General features: G+C 40.5%; 18 protein-coding genes. 14 read left to right on the top strand and 4 right to left on the bottom strand.

Going from position 1 to position 14,072, the window contains the following annotated elements:
* Positions 1-203: 203 nt before the first annotated feature.
* Positions 204-1,649, bottom strand: a complete 1,446-nt coding sequence (locus EL097_RS00620) for a UDP-N-acetylmuramoyl-L-alanyl-D-glutamate--L-lysine ligase (RefSeq protein ID WP_003046866.1) — start codon at positions 1,647-1,649, stop codon at positions 204-206.
* A gap of 87 nt (positions 1,650-1,736) precedes the next feature.
* On the opposite strand from EL097_RS00620, the gene EL097_RS00615 reads away from it, so the two are divergent.
* The 11 genes from EL097_RS00615 (at position 1,737) to EL097_RS00560 (ending at position 10,706) form a co-directional block, all read left to right on the top strand.
* Positions 1,737-3,371 carry a putative polysaccharide biosynthesis protein gene (locus EL097_RS00615; RefSeq protein ID WP_003046868.1) on the top strand — a complete coding sequence of 545 codons (1,635 nt, stop codon included), beginning with the start codon at positions 1,737-1,739 and terminating at the stop codon, positions 3,369-3,371.
* A gap of 199 nt (positions 3,372-3,570) precedes the next feature.
* Positions 3,571-4,200: a uracil phosphoribosyltransferase gene (gene upp / locus EL097_RS00610; protein WP_003046872.1), complete on the top strand. Its 630-nt coding sequence runs from the start codon at positions 3,571-3,573 to the stop codon at positions 4,198-4,200.
* 220 nt (positions 4,201-4,420) lie between these two features.
* Positions 4,421-5,011: an ATP-dependent Clp protease proteolytic subunit gene (locus EL097_RS00605; protein WP_093998442.1), complete on the top strand. Its 591-nt coding sequence runs from the start codon at positions 4,421-4,423 to the stop codon at positions 5,009-5,011.
* A 288-nt stretch (positions 5,012-5,299) separates the two neighbouring features.
* Entirely contained in the window at positions 5,300-5,746 is a 447-nt protein-coding gene (locus EL097_RS00600) for a YlbF family regulator (protein ID WP_039994942.1), read from the top strand.
* Positions 5,746-6,033, top strand: coding sequence for a YlbG family protein (locus tag EL097_RS00595; protein ID WP_003046884.1), 288 nt, complete (start codon positions 5,746-5,748; stop codon positions 6,031-6,033). The genes EL097_RS00600 and EL097_RS00595 overlap by 1 nt, the downstream gene beginning before the upstream one ends.
* Before the next feature lie 745 nt (positions 6,034-6,778).
* Complete coding sequence (gene tmk / locus EL097_RS00585; RefSeq protein ID WP_003046895.1) at positions 6,779-7,414, top strand: dTMP kinase; 636 nt, start codon at positions 6,779-6,781, stop codon at positions 7,412-7,414.
* Positions 7,415-7,429: 15 nt separating this feature from the next.
* Positions 7,430-8,302: a DNA polymerase III subunit delta' gene (locus tag EL097_RS00580; protein WP_003046898.1), complete on the top strand. Its 873-nt coding sequence runs from the start codon at positions 7,430-7,432 to the stop codon at positions 8,300-8,302.
* Positions 8,299-9,099, top strand: a complete 801-nt coding sequence (gene ricT / locus EL097_RS00575; protein ID WP_003046901.1) for a regulatory iron-sulfur-containing complex subunit RicT — start codon at positions 8,299-8,301, stop codon at positions 9,097-9,099. The genes EL097_RS00580 and ricT overlap by 4 nt, the downstream gene beginning before the upstream one ends.
* Entirely contained in the window at positions 9,092-9,415 is a 324-nt protein-coding gene (gene yabA, locus EL097_RS00570) for a DNA replication initiation control protein YabA (protein WP_003046904.1), read from the top strand. The genes ricT and yabA overlap by 8 nt, the downstream gene beginning before the upstream one ends.
* 4 nt (positions 9,416-9,419) lie before the next feature.
* Positions 9,420-10,283 carry a 16S rRNA (cytidine(1402)-2'-O)-methyltransferase gene (gene rsmI, locus EL097_RS00565; RefSeq protein WP_003046907.1) on the top strand — a complete coding sequence of 288 codons (864 nt, stop codon included), beginning with the start codon at positions 9,420-9,422 and terminating at the stop codon, positions 10,281-10,283.
* 27 nt (positions 10,284-10,310) lie between these two features.
* On the top strand, positions 10,311-10,706 hold the full coding sequence (locus EL097_RS00560; protein ID WP_003046911.1) for a DUF5684 domain-containing protein: 396 nt from the start codon (positions 10,311-10,313) through the stop codon (positions 10,704-10,706).
* 45 nt (positions 10,707-10,751) lie between these two features.
* Here the strand turns inward: EL097_RS00560 and EL097_RS00555 are convergent, their stop codons facing one another.
* Complete coding sequence (locus EL097_RS00555; RefSeq protein ID WP_003046913.1) at positions 10,752-11,381, bottom strand: copper homeostasis protein CutC; 630 nt, start codon at positions 11,379-11,381, stop codon at positions 10,752-10,754.
* 347 nt (positions 11,382-11,728) lie between these two features.
* Between EL097_RS00555 and EL097_RS00550 the strand changes: the two genes are divergently transcribed.
* The 3 genes from EL097_RS00550 to EL097_RS00540 all read left to right on the top strand — a co-directional run bounded on the left by EL097_RS00550 (position 11,729) and on the right by EL097_RS00540 (position 13,199).
* Positions 11,729-12,280, top strand: a complete 552-nt coding sequence (locus EL097_RS00550) for a GNAT family N-acetyltransferase (RefSeq protein ID WP_003046916.1) — start codon at positions 11,729-11,731, stop codon at positions 12,278-12,280.
* A gap of 68 nt (positions 12,281-12,348) precedes the next feature.
* On the top strand, positions 12,349-12,846 hold the full coding sequence (locus EL097_RS00545) for a methylated-DNA--[protein]-cysteine S-methyltransferase (protein ID WP_003046921.1): 498 nt from the start codon (positions 12,349-12,351) through the stop codon (positions 12,844-12,846).
* Positions 12,843-13,199 carry an arsenate reductase family protein gene (locus tag EL097_RS00540; RefSeq protein WP_003046924.1) on the top strand — a complete coding sequence of 119 codons (357 nt, stop codon included), beginning with the start codon at positions 12,843-12,845 and terminating at the stop codon, positions 13,197-13,199. Before EL097_RS00545 ends, EL097_RS00540 begins: the two co-directional genes overlap by 4 nt.
* 52 nt (positions 13,200-13,251) lie before the next feature.
* On the opposite strand, the gene EL097_RS00535 is transcribed toward EL097_RS00540, so the two are convergent.
* Together EL097_RS00535 and EL097_RS00530 are read right to left on the bottom strand one after the other, a co-directional pair.
* Positions 13,252-13,674 (bottom strand): VOC family protein, encoded by a 423-nt coding sequence (locus tag EL097_RS00535; protein WP_003046926.1) that lies wholly within the window; start codon positions 13,672-13,674, stop codon positions 13,252-13,254.
* 1 nt (position 13,675) lies between these two features.
* Positions 13,676-14,065: a glyoxalase/bleomycin resistance/extradiol dioxygenase family protein gene (locus EL097_RS00530; RefSeq protein WP_003046928.1), complete on the bottom strand. Its 390-nt coding sequence runs from the start codon at positions 14,063-14,065 to the stop codon at positions 13,676-13,678.
* Positions 14,066-14,072: the final 7 nt, after the last annotated feature.

The following is a 14,072-nucleotide window of genomic DNA, read 5'->3' as shown; positions in this document are numbered from 1 at the left end:
CACATTAAGGTACTCATTGGCCCCATTCTAAAACATTTGAGAAGAATCATTTTCTCAAAATCTTCATCATTATAGCATAGAAAAAAGGCCTAAAAAAGCCTTTCTCCCTTTTTTGATTAGATTTTACTAAAAAAGTTTTCTATATTAGAATGATTAAAAAGAGTAGCAATAATCATTCTTGTTAAGTCAGTTTTGTCTAGTAATTAGAGGTAACGTTCAGCGACTGTCAGGTCACCGGCATAAGGTGCCTTTTCCCCTTTAATAATTTGGTAAGCATCTGCGCCTTTTCCAGCGATAATCACAGCGTCTTTCGCCCCTTGGCAGAGGGACATGGCTCTTTTGATAGCTTGTTCACGATCACTGATAATGTCAACAGGGCGCGTGATATGGCTAGCGATTTCTGTGGAAATGTCTTCGGGATTCTCAAAATTAGGGTCGTCGGCAGTGAGGATGACGGTGAGGTTTGGATGCTGGTTAATCACCCTGCCAAAATCAGCTCGTCTGCTCTCACCTTTATTTCCTGGTGCACCTAAAATCAGCATTAATTTACCTGTCTGATGTTCTTCCACCACACTTAGCAATTTTTCCAAGCTGTCTCCATTATGGGCATAATCGACAAAAACTTTGGCATGATTTGACATGGTAAGGACTTCCATGCGGCCCGGAACACGGGTTTTGGCAATTCCCTGTTGAATATCAGCTAGGCTAGCGCCCAAACGACGGCAAGCTAGTCCGGCCGCCATGGCATTTTCTTGGTTAAAACGGCCAATTAATTGAATATCATAATGGCCAGCTAATTGTCCTTTAGCTTCAAAGGAGAAGGCTTGGCTAGAACTGATTTGATTGTCAGACAAGGGACCGTAAAACGCATGCTCTTGGTCAGCGACTTGCTCTGCCAAAAATGAAAAATGATCCATACCGCTATTGATGACTACAGCTCTGCTATTCTCCATTAAGAGACGTTTGTGGTAAAAATAATCTTCAAAAGTTGGGTGCTCGATTGGGCCAATATGGTCAGGGCTAATGTTTAGGAAAACCCCAACATCGAAAGTAAGGCCATACACACGATTGACCAAGTAAGCCTGGCTGGAGACTTCCATAATCAAGTGAGTCATGCCATTAGCCACACACTCAGCCATCATGGCAAAAAGATCCAAGCTCTCAGGAGTTGTGAGTTGTGATTTAAAGAAGGTCTTGCCATCTAAAGTAGTATTCATAGTAGACAGCATGGCAGGTGTATAGGATTCTTTCAAAATGTGGTAGGCAAAATAAGCAGCCGTTGTCTTTCCCTTAGTTCCTGTAAAAGCTAGTAGTTTGAGCTTTTCTTGAGGGTTGCCATAGAAAGCCATGGCAATTAAACTCATGGCTTTTTTGATATTGTTGACCAGAACAACAGGAATACCAAGCTCGTAATCTACCTCTGAAATATAGAGTTGTAATCCCTTAGTGATTGCTTCTTTAAGGTAATCAGCTTTGAAAGTTGTCCCTTTGGCGAAAAAGAGGGTCTTGGCATCTACTTGACGGCTATCGTAACTGAGGCGCTCAAAGCTGAGTCCATGATAATGGTAGTGGTATCCGTCGGCATCAAGAACCTCACGAAAATTATGATCCTTTTTTAAAATGTCTAATAATTGTTCAATGGTTATCATACCCTTATTTTATCCTTAAAGTTCTTGTTTTACAAGTCACAAGCAAAAGTTTATAATAAAGCTAATAGAAACTAGGAAAGAATAGATATGTCGATAGAAAAAAAACAACTGACACAAGAAGAATTGATGGTTCAGGGAGCGGCCTGGTCCACAGCTGGTAATTTTATTAGCCGACTTTTGGGAGTGTTGTACATTATTCCTTGGTACATTTGGATGGGGCAATACGCGATTCAAGCCAATGCTCTTTTCAATATGGGGTATAATGTTTATGCTTATTTTTTATTGATTTCAACCACAGGACTCAATGTTGCTATCGCCAAACAAGTAGCCAAGTACAATTCTATGGGTCAGACTGAGCATAGTTATCAGTTAATCCGAAGTACCCTGAAACTCATGCTTGGCTTGGGTCTTATTTTTTCGGTCATTATGTATCTAGGTTCTCCTTTATTTGCTCGTTTGTCTGGCGGTGATGACAAGCTTGTCCCAATTATGCACAGTCTTTCCTTAGCTGTTTTTGTCTTTCCGGTAATGAGTGTGATTCGAGGTATTTTCCAAGGTCACAATAATATCAAGCCTTATGCAGTTAGTCAGATTGCTGAGCAACTCATTCGGGTTATCTGGATGCTCTTGACCACCTTTTTCATCATGAAGTTAGGTTCTGGAGACTATATTTCAGCAGTTACTCAGTCAACCTTTGCCGCCTTTATTGGAATGGTTGCCAGTATGGGCGTTTTAGGGTATTACCTTTGGAAGCAAGGTCTTTTAGCAGCTATTTTCAGTAAACCAAAACATACGATAGCCATTGACATCAAAGGGTTGCTGATTGAGACCTTAAAAGAGTCCATCCCTTTTATCGTGACAGGTAGTGCTATTCAAGCCTTTCAATTAATTGACCAGTGGTCTTTTGTTAATACCATGAGCCTGTTTACCACTTACAGTCGTTCTCAATTATTGGTTTTATTTGGTTATTTTAATGCCAATCCTGCAAAAATTACCATGGTCTTAATTGCGGTGGCAGCCTCTATTGGTGGGGTTGGTATTGCCCTGTTGACCGAAAATTATGTCAAAAAAGACATGACAGCAGCCGCTCGCCTAATCATTAACAACATTGAAATGTTGCTCATGTTTTTACTGCCAGCCTTGACAGGAGCTATCATTTTAGCTAGACCACTTTATTCTGTTTTTTATGGGGCTAGTGAAGATCGTGCCATTCACCTTTTTGTGGCGGTTCTTTTCCAAACCTTGTTGTTAGCTCTCTATACCCTCTTTTCACCAATGCTTCAGGCTCTTTTTGAGAATCGCAAAGCTATTTACTATTTTGCCTACGGAGTTCTTATCAAGCTTGTTTTACAAGTGCCCTTAATTTACTTCTTGCACGCTTATGGACCATTATTGGCAACAACGATTGCTCTGCTAGTGCCGATTTATTTAATGTATCGTCGCTTGCATCAGGTAACGCGTTTTAATCGGAGTTTATTGAAAAAACGACTGTTATTAACTCTCATCGAAACGATTATTATGGGGTTTATGGTTTTCATGGCTAATTGGCTCTTGGGCTATGCCTTTCAACCGACAGGTCGCTTGACTAGCCTTCTTTACCTTCTCATTATTGGTGGCTTGGGACTGGTGGTTTACGCGGCACTTACCTTGCTAACTCATCAACTTGACAAGTTAATTGGTAGCAAGGCTAGTCGTCTTCGTCAGAAATTAGGCTGGCGCTAAATAGGTCACAAGAGAAACGATTTCACGATGGAATAAATTGCGAAATGGTTTCTTTTTTTGCCATCTTTTTACAAGGAAATCAGGGACAGAAAGGAGGGAGGGAAAGTTAATCGCTAAAAATCATGATTTCTCACACAAAGTGACCAGATTTTTGGTATAATGGTAAAAGTGTAAAAAAGATAGAAGGAAGTATATCAACATGGGAAAATGTCAAGTTATTTCGCATCCGCTCATTCAGCACAAACTCTCAATCTTACGTCGTCAAACCACATCGACGAAAGATTTCCGTGAATTGGTTAATGAAATTGCGATGCTTATGGGATATGAAGTGTCTCGTGACCTTCCATTAGAAGATGTCGACATTCAAACACCAGTTGCTAAAACGGTGCAAAAACAATTAGCTGGTAAAAAACTTGCTATCGTTCCGATTCTCCGTGCAGGCATTGGGATGGTTGATGGTTTCTTGAGCCTTGTTCCAGCAGCAAAAGTTGGTCACATTGGTATGTATCGTGACGAAGAAACTTTAGAACCTGTTGAATACTTGGTCAAATTGCCAGAAGATATTGATCACCGTCAAATTTTCCTTGTGGATCCAATGTTGGCTACAGGGGGGTCAGCTATTTTAGCCGTTGATTCGTTGAAAAAACGCGGTGCAACCAACATCAAGTTTGTCTGCTTAGTAGCAGCCCCAGAAGGGGTTAAAAAACTGCAAGAGGCTCATCCAGATGTTGATATTTTCACTGCTGCCCTTGATGAATGTCTCAACGAGCATGGTTACATTGTCCCAGGTTTGGGAGACGCTGGGGATCGTCTTTTCGGTACAAAATAAAAGACTTATCGTCCTTAAAATTAAGCATCTGGGGTGGAACCCTAATTTGATTTCCTAGAAATCAGAGATGGTTCCTCCCTCTTTTTTAAAAGTAAGTTTATTATTTGACCTTTTTTGACCAAAAGATTATAATAAGGTCAATCATTATAAAAGAGGAGACGAGTGGTGGCTAGTGCCTACAAATTACCACTGTCAATCCTTTGTAGATTGGAGATTTTTTATGATTCCTGTTGTTATTGAACAAACCAGTCGTGGCGAACGTTCTTACGACATTTATTCACGCTTGTTAAAAGACCGTATCATCATGTTGACAGGTCCTGTTGAAGATAATATGGCAAATTCTGTCATTGCGCAGCTTTTATTCCTTGATGCTCAAGACAATACGAAAGATATTTATTTATATGTCAATACACCTGGTGGCTCTGTCTCAGCGGGTTTGGCTATTGTAGACACTATGAACTTTATCAAGGCTGATGTTCAGACTATTGTGATGGGGATGGCGGCTTCTATGGGGACTGTCATTGCTTCATCAGGAACTAAAGGCAAGCGCTTTATGTTACCAAATGCAGAATACATGATTCACCAACCAATGGGTGGTACAGGTGGTGGCACACAACAAACGGATATGGCTATTGCGGCAGAGCACCTCTTGAAAACACGTCACCGTTTAGAAAAAATCTTGGCACAAAATGCTGGAAAAACCATTAAACAAGTTCACAAAGATGCTGAACGTGACTATTGGATGAGTGCCGAAGAAACCTTAGCTTATGGTTTTATTGACGAGATTATGGAAAACAACGAATTAAAATAAAGGCTTGACTTAAAAAACCTGACGTGACCAGTTTCCTCTAATGACTAGGAGAGACTGGTCATTTTGCTTTTCTTGAGCAGATGTTTTCTCAACAGTGATGTTATTGATTTTGAAAGTCATCTTGAAAGCTGTTGCTGACCATTTTATGTTGCCTGTTAGTAGAGTTGTTCTTTTCGTTGTTAATCTGATGGAAACATCAATCACTGTGTGCCTACATTTGTCTATTTTTTTGAAACAGGTCTCTTTCTCCTTCCTTACCTTTTGCTTAAAGTGTGGTATAATCAAATTATGTTAGTCATTAGTGAAGAATTTATCGCCATTGAAGAAGCTGTTGATCAGCTAGTGGCAGATCTTAAAGAAATGCCTCAATACAAGGCTTATGCTGAGGCTAAAGCAGCTGTTGAAGCAGATATGAGTTTGCAAGTTGAGATGAGAAAGTTTCAGAACATCAAACAAAGCTATGCAGCCAGCGAGACCTTACAGGCTTATAGGCCAGAGGTGAGGCAGTTACGCCGAGAGATGCTAGCGCAAAAACGGTCTCTTGATTGTCATCCTCTGGTAGTTGCTATGCGCTTGGCACAGGTTGATTTTCAAGTGATTTTGGCTAACATTTCTGAAGAAATTGCTGGCGCAGTGTCTGAGAGTATTTTTGTGGATACGGGACTTCCCTTAGCATCTAAAAGACCGAGACACTCATCAGGACCATATCAAAATATCAAAGAAAAGGGCTTATAATGTTTCAAAAACAAGAACGCATAGGACTCGTTGTTTACCTGTATTATAACCGAGATGCTAGAAAATTATTAAAATTTGGAGATTTGTATTACCATTCCAAACGCTCTCGTTACTTAGTGATTTATATTAACAAGGATGATTTGGAAACGAAAGTTGAAGAAATCAGTCGTTTGAAATTTGTGAAAGAGGTTAAACCATCAGCTTTTGATGACATTGATCGTCAGTTTGTTGGGAATCTTCACCGCGAAGAAAATAGTACACCAGCTGAAGGGTTAAGTCAGGCTTAATTCTTCAGTCTCTACTCATTCGTTTGTAAGAAGGAGTGCTGGGAAAACAGTCTTTTACTATCCTTAAAAAAGAAGTGGTGCAGCTCACAATGAATGTGTGAACTTGCCCGCTTTTTTTGATTTTAGTTGGACTTGTGACCGAGAAAACTATAGCAGATGCAAGCCTGTCAAAGGCAACAAGCTTATCTAGCGATGAGATGATTTATTTACTCAATAAAGCTAACATTCAGGACATCATGATTCGCTAGATTATGACAGTTGGATCTGATGCTAGTTTGGAAGATACCATTTAGGAAATGATGGCCTACAAAGTGGGTGTCCTACCTGTTATTCAAAACAATCAAGTGGTTTTGGTATTATCACCGACCGTGATGTCTTTAAAGCTTTTTTAGAGGTTTTCGGTTATGGCTTATAAAGTATTTGTCTGGTGCTCTTGGCAGATTGTGTTGTTGGTGTTCTGACCAAAATTGCGGATTGTTTATCACAAGATAACCTTGATGTTCGCCGCATCGTTGTGGCTACTTGTTCTAATGGAAAACAGTGATTGAGATGCAACTAGATGGAACAACCGCACCTAAATGGTTAGCCGAATGGCTGGCAGCGATAGGAGTTACTGTGGCATCTGTCGAAAAAACAATCGCAAAGCCTGAGTTGACATAAAAATCGCGCACTGCTAAGAGAATTGGCAGTGTTTTTTTGGGCAATTTTTGGTAAAATAGAACTAATATAAAACGAAGGAAGTCAGATGATTACAGGAAAACTTATCACGGTCGAAGGACCAGATGGCGCAGGAAAAACTAGTGTTTTGGAACAAGTCGTTCCTCTGTTAAAAGAGCGCATTAGCCAAGAGATTGTGACGACAAGAGAACCAGGCGGCGTTGCCATTTCAGAACATATTCGAGAGCTTATTTTGGATGTCAAGCACACGGCAATGGATCCCAAAACTGAACTCTTGCTTTACATTGCAGCTCGAAGGCAGCACTTGGTGGAGAAAGTATTACCAGCTCTTGAAGCAGGTCAACTAGTCTTTATTGATCGCTTTACTGATAGTTCTGTGGCTTACCAAGGTGCAGGTCGGGGGCTCTCAAAAGCTGACATTCAATGGCTCAACAGATTTGCGACAGACGGCTTGGAGCCTGATTTGACCCTTTATTTTGATGTGCCATCTGAGATTGGTTTGGCTCGTATTGCAGCCAATAAAAATCGAGAGGTTAACCGTTTGGATTTGGAAAAAGAGAACATGCACCAGCGAGTGCGCCAAGGTTATTTAGCCTTAGCCAAAGAGCAGTCAAATCGGATTGTAACCATTGATGCCTCAAAATCGCTAGCAGCAGTTGTTGAGGCTGCCTTGCAGCATGTTCTAGCTTTGTTGGAAACTTAGTAAAGGAGGATAGGAATGGATTTAGCACAGAAGGCTCCCAAAGTCTATCAAGCATTTCAAGAAATTTTAAAGAAGGACCGTCTAAACCATGCCTATCTTTTTTCGGGTGATTTTGCCAATGCCGAGATGGCTCTTTTTTTAGCCAAGGTGATTTTTTGTGAATACACAAATGGTCAAACACCTTGCGGGCATTGTCGCTCCTGTCATTTGATTGATCAAGGTGATTTTGCCGATGTGACGGTCTTGGAACCAACTGGCCAAGTGATCAAAACCGAAACGGTAAAAGAGATGATGGCTAACTTTTCTCAAACAGGTTATGAAGGCAAACGACAGGTCTTTATTATCAAAGACTGTGACAAAATGCATGTCAATGCTGCAAATAGCCTCTTGAAATACATTGAAGAGCCTCAAGGGCATACCTACATTTTTTTATTGACCAATGATGATAATCAGGTACTTCCAACCATTAAAAGTCGAACTCAGGTGTTTCAATTTCCTAAAAACGAAACCTATCTCTTTCAATTAGCCCAAGAGCAAGGCTTGCTAAAAAGTCAAGCTGATTTATTGGCTAAATTAGCTAAGAATACCGACCAGTTGAAAGACTTGGCACAAAATAGTAAGGTGCTGGAGGTGATGGCGCAAACAGAGCGTTTTGTCTTTATTTGGCTGAAAGACCAGTTGCAGGCTTACTTAGCTTTGAATCGTCTGGTACAATTGGCGACTGAAAAAGAGGAGCAAGATTTGGTTTTAACTCTCTTAACCCTGCTTTTGGCAAGAGAACAGTCGCAAACAAGTTGTCAACAATTGGAGGCTGTCTATCAGGCTAGGCTCATGTGGCAAAGCAATGTCAATTTCCAAAACACATTAGAATATATGGTGATGTCATGATAAGCGCAATTGGGATTCGTTATGGGGAATCGGAACTTGTCAAATATGCTTTGACAGAGCAGGATTTTCCCGTGGAAACTTTAGTAGTGGTCAAAGATGGCAAAGGGAGCCATCTAGCAAAAGTTTATCAAGTGAAAAAGGCCTTTTCAGAGACTAGTCTTCCCAAGGGATTACCAACTGTTGTAAGATCTGCTACGCTTATGGATACAAAGGCATTTGAGGACAATGCTAGGTTTGCAGCAGCGTCAAAGGCAGAAGTAGTGGCTTTGATTGCCAAAAATGGGTTGGACATGAAACTTATCGATATTGTCTTTCCTTTGGAGCGCAATTATGTCTTGATTACCTTTTCAGCTGAAGAACGCGTTGATTTTCGGCAACTGTTAAAAGATTTAGCAGCTTATTTTAAGACCAGGATTGAATTGCATCAAATTAATAGTCGTGAGGAAGCTAAGATTTACGGTGGCTTAGGACCGTGTGGTCGTCCACTTTGTTGTTCGAGTTTTTTGGGAGAATTTCCAACAGTTTCTATTAAAATGTTGAAAAATCAAGGACTCTCTCTCAATTCTGGCAAATCAACAGGCTACTGTGGTCGTCTCTTATGTTGTCTCCAATATGAGGATAGCTTTTATCAGGAAAACAAGAAAAAATTTCCTGATTATGGTACCATAGTAGAGACAAGTGATGGTCCTGCAACAGTAGCAGCCATTGACATTTTTACGGACACTATTAAGGTGCGGTTGAAAGACCAGTTGACCTTGGTAACTTACGCTTTAGAGGAGGTTAAAGTAGGTGAATAAAAAAGAATTATTCGATGCTTTTGATGGATTTTCACAAAATTTAATGGTTACTTTAGCTGAAATTGAAGCTATGAAAAAACAAGTCCAATCATTGGTAGAAGAAAATACCATTCTTCGCCTAGAAAATACAAAATTACGAGAACGCTTGAGTCAATTAGAACAGGAGAATTTGGCAAAAAATCCTTCCAAACAAGGGAAAGATCATTTAGAAGGAATCTATGATGAGGGCTTTCATATCTGTAATTTTTTCTACGGGCAGCGTCGTGAGAATGATGAAGAATGTATGTTTTGTAGAGAATTATTAGATAGAAAGTAAGGGCATGCAAGTTCAAAAAAGTTTTAAAGATCAAAAAACAAGCGGAACCTTGTATTTGGTTCCAACCCCGATTGGCAATTTGCAAGACATGACCTTTAGAGCAGTCGCAACCTTAAAAGAAGTTGATTTTATTTGTGCTGAAGACACCCGAAACACGGGCCTTCTGTTGAAACATTTTGATATTGCTACCAAGCAAATCAGCTTTCATGAACACAATGCCTATGAGAAGATTCCTGATTTAATTGATTTATTAATATCAGGACGGTCACTGGCTCAGGTTTCTGATGCAGGAATGCCCTCTATTTCTGATCCTGGGCATGATTTGGTCAAGGCCGCCATTGACAATGCTATTACGGTGGTTGCTTTACCAGGAGCATCAGCAGGAATTACAGCCTTGATTGCTAGTGGGCTTGCTCCCCAACCTCACGTTTTTTATGGATTCTTACCCAGAAAAGCAGGGCAACAAAAAACATTTTTTGACCATAAATGTAGCTATCCAGAAACACAAATTTTCTATGAATCGCCCTATCGGGTTAAGGATACCTTGACCAATATGTTGGCTTGCTACGGTGACCGTCAAGTGGTGCTTGTCAGAGAATTGACCAAGCTTTTTGAGGAATACCAGCGGGGGTCGATTTCAGAAATCTTGACCTACCTTGAGGAAACCCCTCTTAAAGGGGAATGTCTGCTGATTGTGGCTGGAGTTAATCCAGAGGAAAAGATAGAACAGACAGATGATGTGGACCTCATTGCTTTAGTTCAAAAAGAAATTCAAGCAGGTGCCAAGCCTAATCAGGCTATTAAAACAATTGCTAAAGCTTACCAGGTTAATCGCCAAGAGCTTTACCAACACTTCCATGACTTATAAGTCATCTTACATATAGGAGAAAAACTAATGACAGAAGATCAGGCAGCAGTTCTTGTTTTAGGAGTATACGGAATGATATTGGCTTTATTACTATTATCAGCTTTATTATGCCTTATCGCTAACTGGCGACTCTTTAAAAGAGCGGGTTATAAAGGATGGTATAGCCTCATTCCTTTTTATGCAGGCTTTATCAAACACAAAATCACTTTTTCAGAAGATAATAAATGGTTTTACTTTATTGGTTGGGTCATTGCTATTTATTATTACTATGTTCACTTTTGCTATGTCCGTGCTTTTGGAGGGTCAAAGGGTCTAGCAGTATTTGGTTTGTTTTTCCCAGGTATTGCTACCTTGATAGTGGCTTTTGGAAAAGCTTATACGGCAGAAGAATACCATCCTATGCCACATCTTTTGAACTCATAGAAAAAAGACCATCAATAAATCTCCAATTGATGGTCTTTTAGGTGGTTAAATGATTTTAGTCCCGTGGACAATGGCCGTTCCAGTGAGTTGACTCAAACTTTGGCAATTCTCAGCAGTGACACCTCCTCCAATCATGATTTCAATACGTTTGTTGGCATAAGTCACAAGGTTTTTAAGGTGTGCTACATTGTCTGCAATAGGAGTAGCTTCAGGTGAACCATGGGTCAAAACACGTACAAAGCCGTAATCAATCAGTTGGTCAAGGGCTTGATGCTGTTGTGCAGTCGGAATGAGGTCAAAAGCCATGTGGAAAACCAGTGGCAAGCCTTGTGTAGCAGGTAACAGGTGTTCGATGGCCTCGGTATCCAGTTGATTTTCTGCGGTTAGCATTCCCAAGACAAGCGCATCTGAGCCAGCTTCAATGGCTTTGATAATGTCTTCTTCCATAGCCTTTAGTTCGAGGTCGTTATAGATAAAATTGCCACCACGAGGGCGAATCATGGTTGCTACACTGATGTTTTTATCGTGTAAAAGCTGGCAGGCTTCTTTGATGACACCATAAGATGGCGTAGTGCCTCCGACAGCCAGGTTGTCACAAAGTTCCACACGACTGACTTGACTAGCGTTAAGGGTTGGAAGTAGTGTTAGGTTCTCAGCACAAAATTCTTTAATCATTTTTAAATCTCCTTTATCTCTCATTATTATACCATGAATTAATGTAGCAGGTGGGGAACATCTTTGTCAAATCAGGTACATTATGCTATACTCACTAGTATTATAGAGAGGTGCTGTATGAGTAAGTCCTTATCTATTTTCTATTGACCCTTCTATCTTACCAAAATCTGTTTTAGAACAAGCCAAGCTCAAGAACTTTATGACTGATAAGGACACCACAGTGTGGGAGAAATGTGAGCTATTTTTGACAAGGCTTTTCTCAAAGAGGGCGGGCTTGCTCTGATTGACGATGATAGCAGCATTTGACTCCAAATACCAGTAATGAAACCAAGAAAAGAGGAATGACAATGGACATTAGACTAGCCTTTCCAAATGAAGTGGCTCAAGTGATGAACGTGATTGAAGATGCTAAGAAGGTGATTGCTACTTATGGGAGTGACCAGTGGCAAAATGGCTACCCAAATGAAGACGTGATCATTGATGATATTTTAAAAGGTCAAGCTTATGTGGCTCTAAATGATGAAGGGACGATTGTAGCCTACGCGGCAGCAATTTATGGTAATGAAGAAGCTTACAATGCTATTTACGATGGGCAGTGGCGAACGCCAAATCAAGCTTATGTGACCTTTCATCGTATTGCGGTATCTAAAAACCATCAGGGGCAAACCATTGCACAAACTTTTTTACAGGGCTTAATCGAAGGCTTTGATCAAAAGGATTTTCGCTGTGATACTCATGAAAAAAATAAGATCATGCAGCATATTTTAGAGAAATTAGGTTACATTTATTGTGGCAAGGTTATTGTTGAAGGAGAACGCTTGGCCTATCAAAAGCTCAAAAAGAGTCATGAACAGGCTGACTATCAGGAAATAGACGAAGATAGCCGCTATGGCTTATAGAGAAGGATCGCTGAATCCTGTTTAGCCACTGTCTTTGCTAGATGTTTGAAACGAAGAAAGCACAACTTATGACCTTAACAGAATTTTATTACAATAGTCCATTAGGAAAAATATCTTTGGTGGCATCAGATCAAGCTTTGGTGGGGGCTTGGTTTGTAGGACAGGCTTATTTCCAAGCGGGCCTTGCTTCCCTTCCTCAAAAAGGAACGAATTTTATACTGCAGGAGGCTGCCAGTTGGTTAGATACTTATTTTGAAGGAAGTCCAACTGCTATTTCCATTAATTTAGCCCCAAAAGGAACTCCTTTTCAACAGAACGTTTGGGAAGCCTTGTGCCAGATTCCTTATGGGGAAACGATAACCTATGGACAACTAGCAACGCAAGTTGCCTGTCAATCGGCCCAAGCTGTTGGTGCAGCTATTGGCCGTAATCCTCTAAGTCTCTTTATTCCCTGTCACCGTGTGATAGCAGCAGATGGACAGCTTAGAGGTTATGCCGGCGGCCTAGATAAAAAAGCTTGGTTACTCAAGCATGAAACATCACTAGTAACAAAGGAGAAAAAATGATTACTATCTACCAATACCCAAAATGCAGTACCTGTCAAAGAGCCATGGCTGAATTAAAGCAACTGGTTAGTGACTTTGAAGCCATTGATATTAAAGCTAATCCACCCAAAGCTCAGGACCTCAAACACTGGATGGAAACATCTGGTTATACCGTCAAAAATTTCTTTAATACCAGTGGTAACAGCTACCGTGAATTGGGACTTAAAGATAAGATAGACAAGCTTAGCCTTGACGAAGCTGCTGAACTCTTAGCCGTAGATGGTATGCTAATCAAGCGGCCTATTCTGATTAAGGACGGTCAAGTCTTACAAGTTGGCTATCGCAAGCCTTACCAAGGCTTAAATCTCTCTTAAAAGGAGTATAAAAAAGAGACACCCCCTTAAAGATGGAGGACTGTCTCTTTTTTTAATGTTCTGTTTTTAATTCGGTATTTAATTGCCACATCATTCCAAATTGATCGGTAATATTAGCATAGGCAGGGCTCCAGAAGGTTTCTTGGAGGGGAAGGTTGATTGCCTTAGCATTGATGATCAACTTATCGTAAATGCGCTGGGCTTCTTCGATGCTACCTACCATAATAGAAGCCGTCATATTGACACCAGCTTGATAATCCACATCAGGATTTTCATCTGAGAGATCCAAGCGAATACCATCAATATCTAGTTGAGCGTTGAGGACAAGATGTTCATGCGTTTTCGGGCAATCAGGAACACCATCTTTCCATAAGAGCAGATTAACCACTTTTGCTTGAAAAACCTCTTGGTAGAATGCGACAGCCTCTTGACCGTTACCATCAGTAACGAGATAAACATTAATGGCAGTAACCATACTAAGCTCCTTTACCTGATTTTGATTGACGAACAGCGATATAATGACCTTCATTATCAGAGAAGGTGAAATGAATCATGCCTTGGTATTCCATAATAGGATTGGTTGTTATACCAGCAGCTGTTAGGCGCTCGTATTCTGCCTGAAGGTGATCTGTTTCAAATAAAAGAGATGGAAAGCCTAGATCCATATCAGGATTAGCAGCAGCCACGACTTCCTTGTTGTGTAAGCCAAAGCTTATAGCTGATTCCTTATTTGGGGCAACCTCATAGGAGGAAGTTCCTTCTTGTTGCGCTTGATCAATTAAGACAAAGCCCACTTGTTCAGTCCAGAATCGTAGGGCGGCCTCTGTGTCTGTGACGTAAAGCATTGTTGTTGATTTTGTAATCATTTCTCTC

Source organism: Streptococcus canis, from assembly GCF_900636575.1.
Taxonomy (GTDB): domain Bacteria; phylum Bacillota; class Bacilli; order Lactobacillales; family Streptococcaceae; genus Streptococcus; species Streptococcus canis.
The sequence above is the reverse complement of the archived record's forward strand: the minus strand, read 5'-3'. Positions and strand labels throughout refer to the sequence as shown.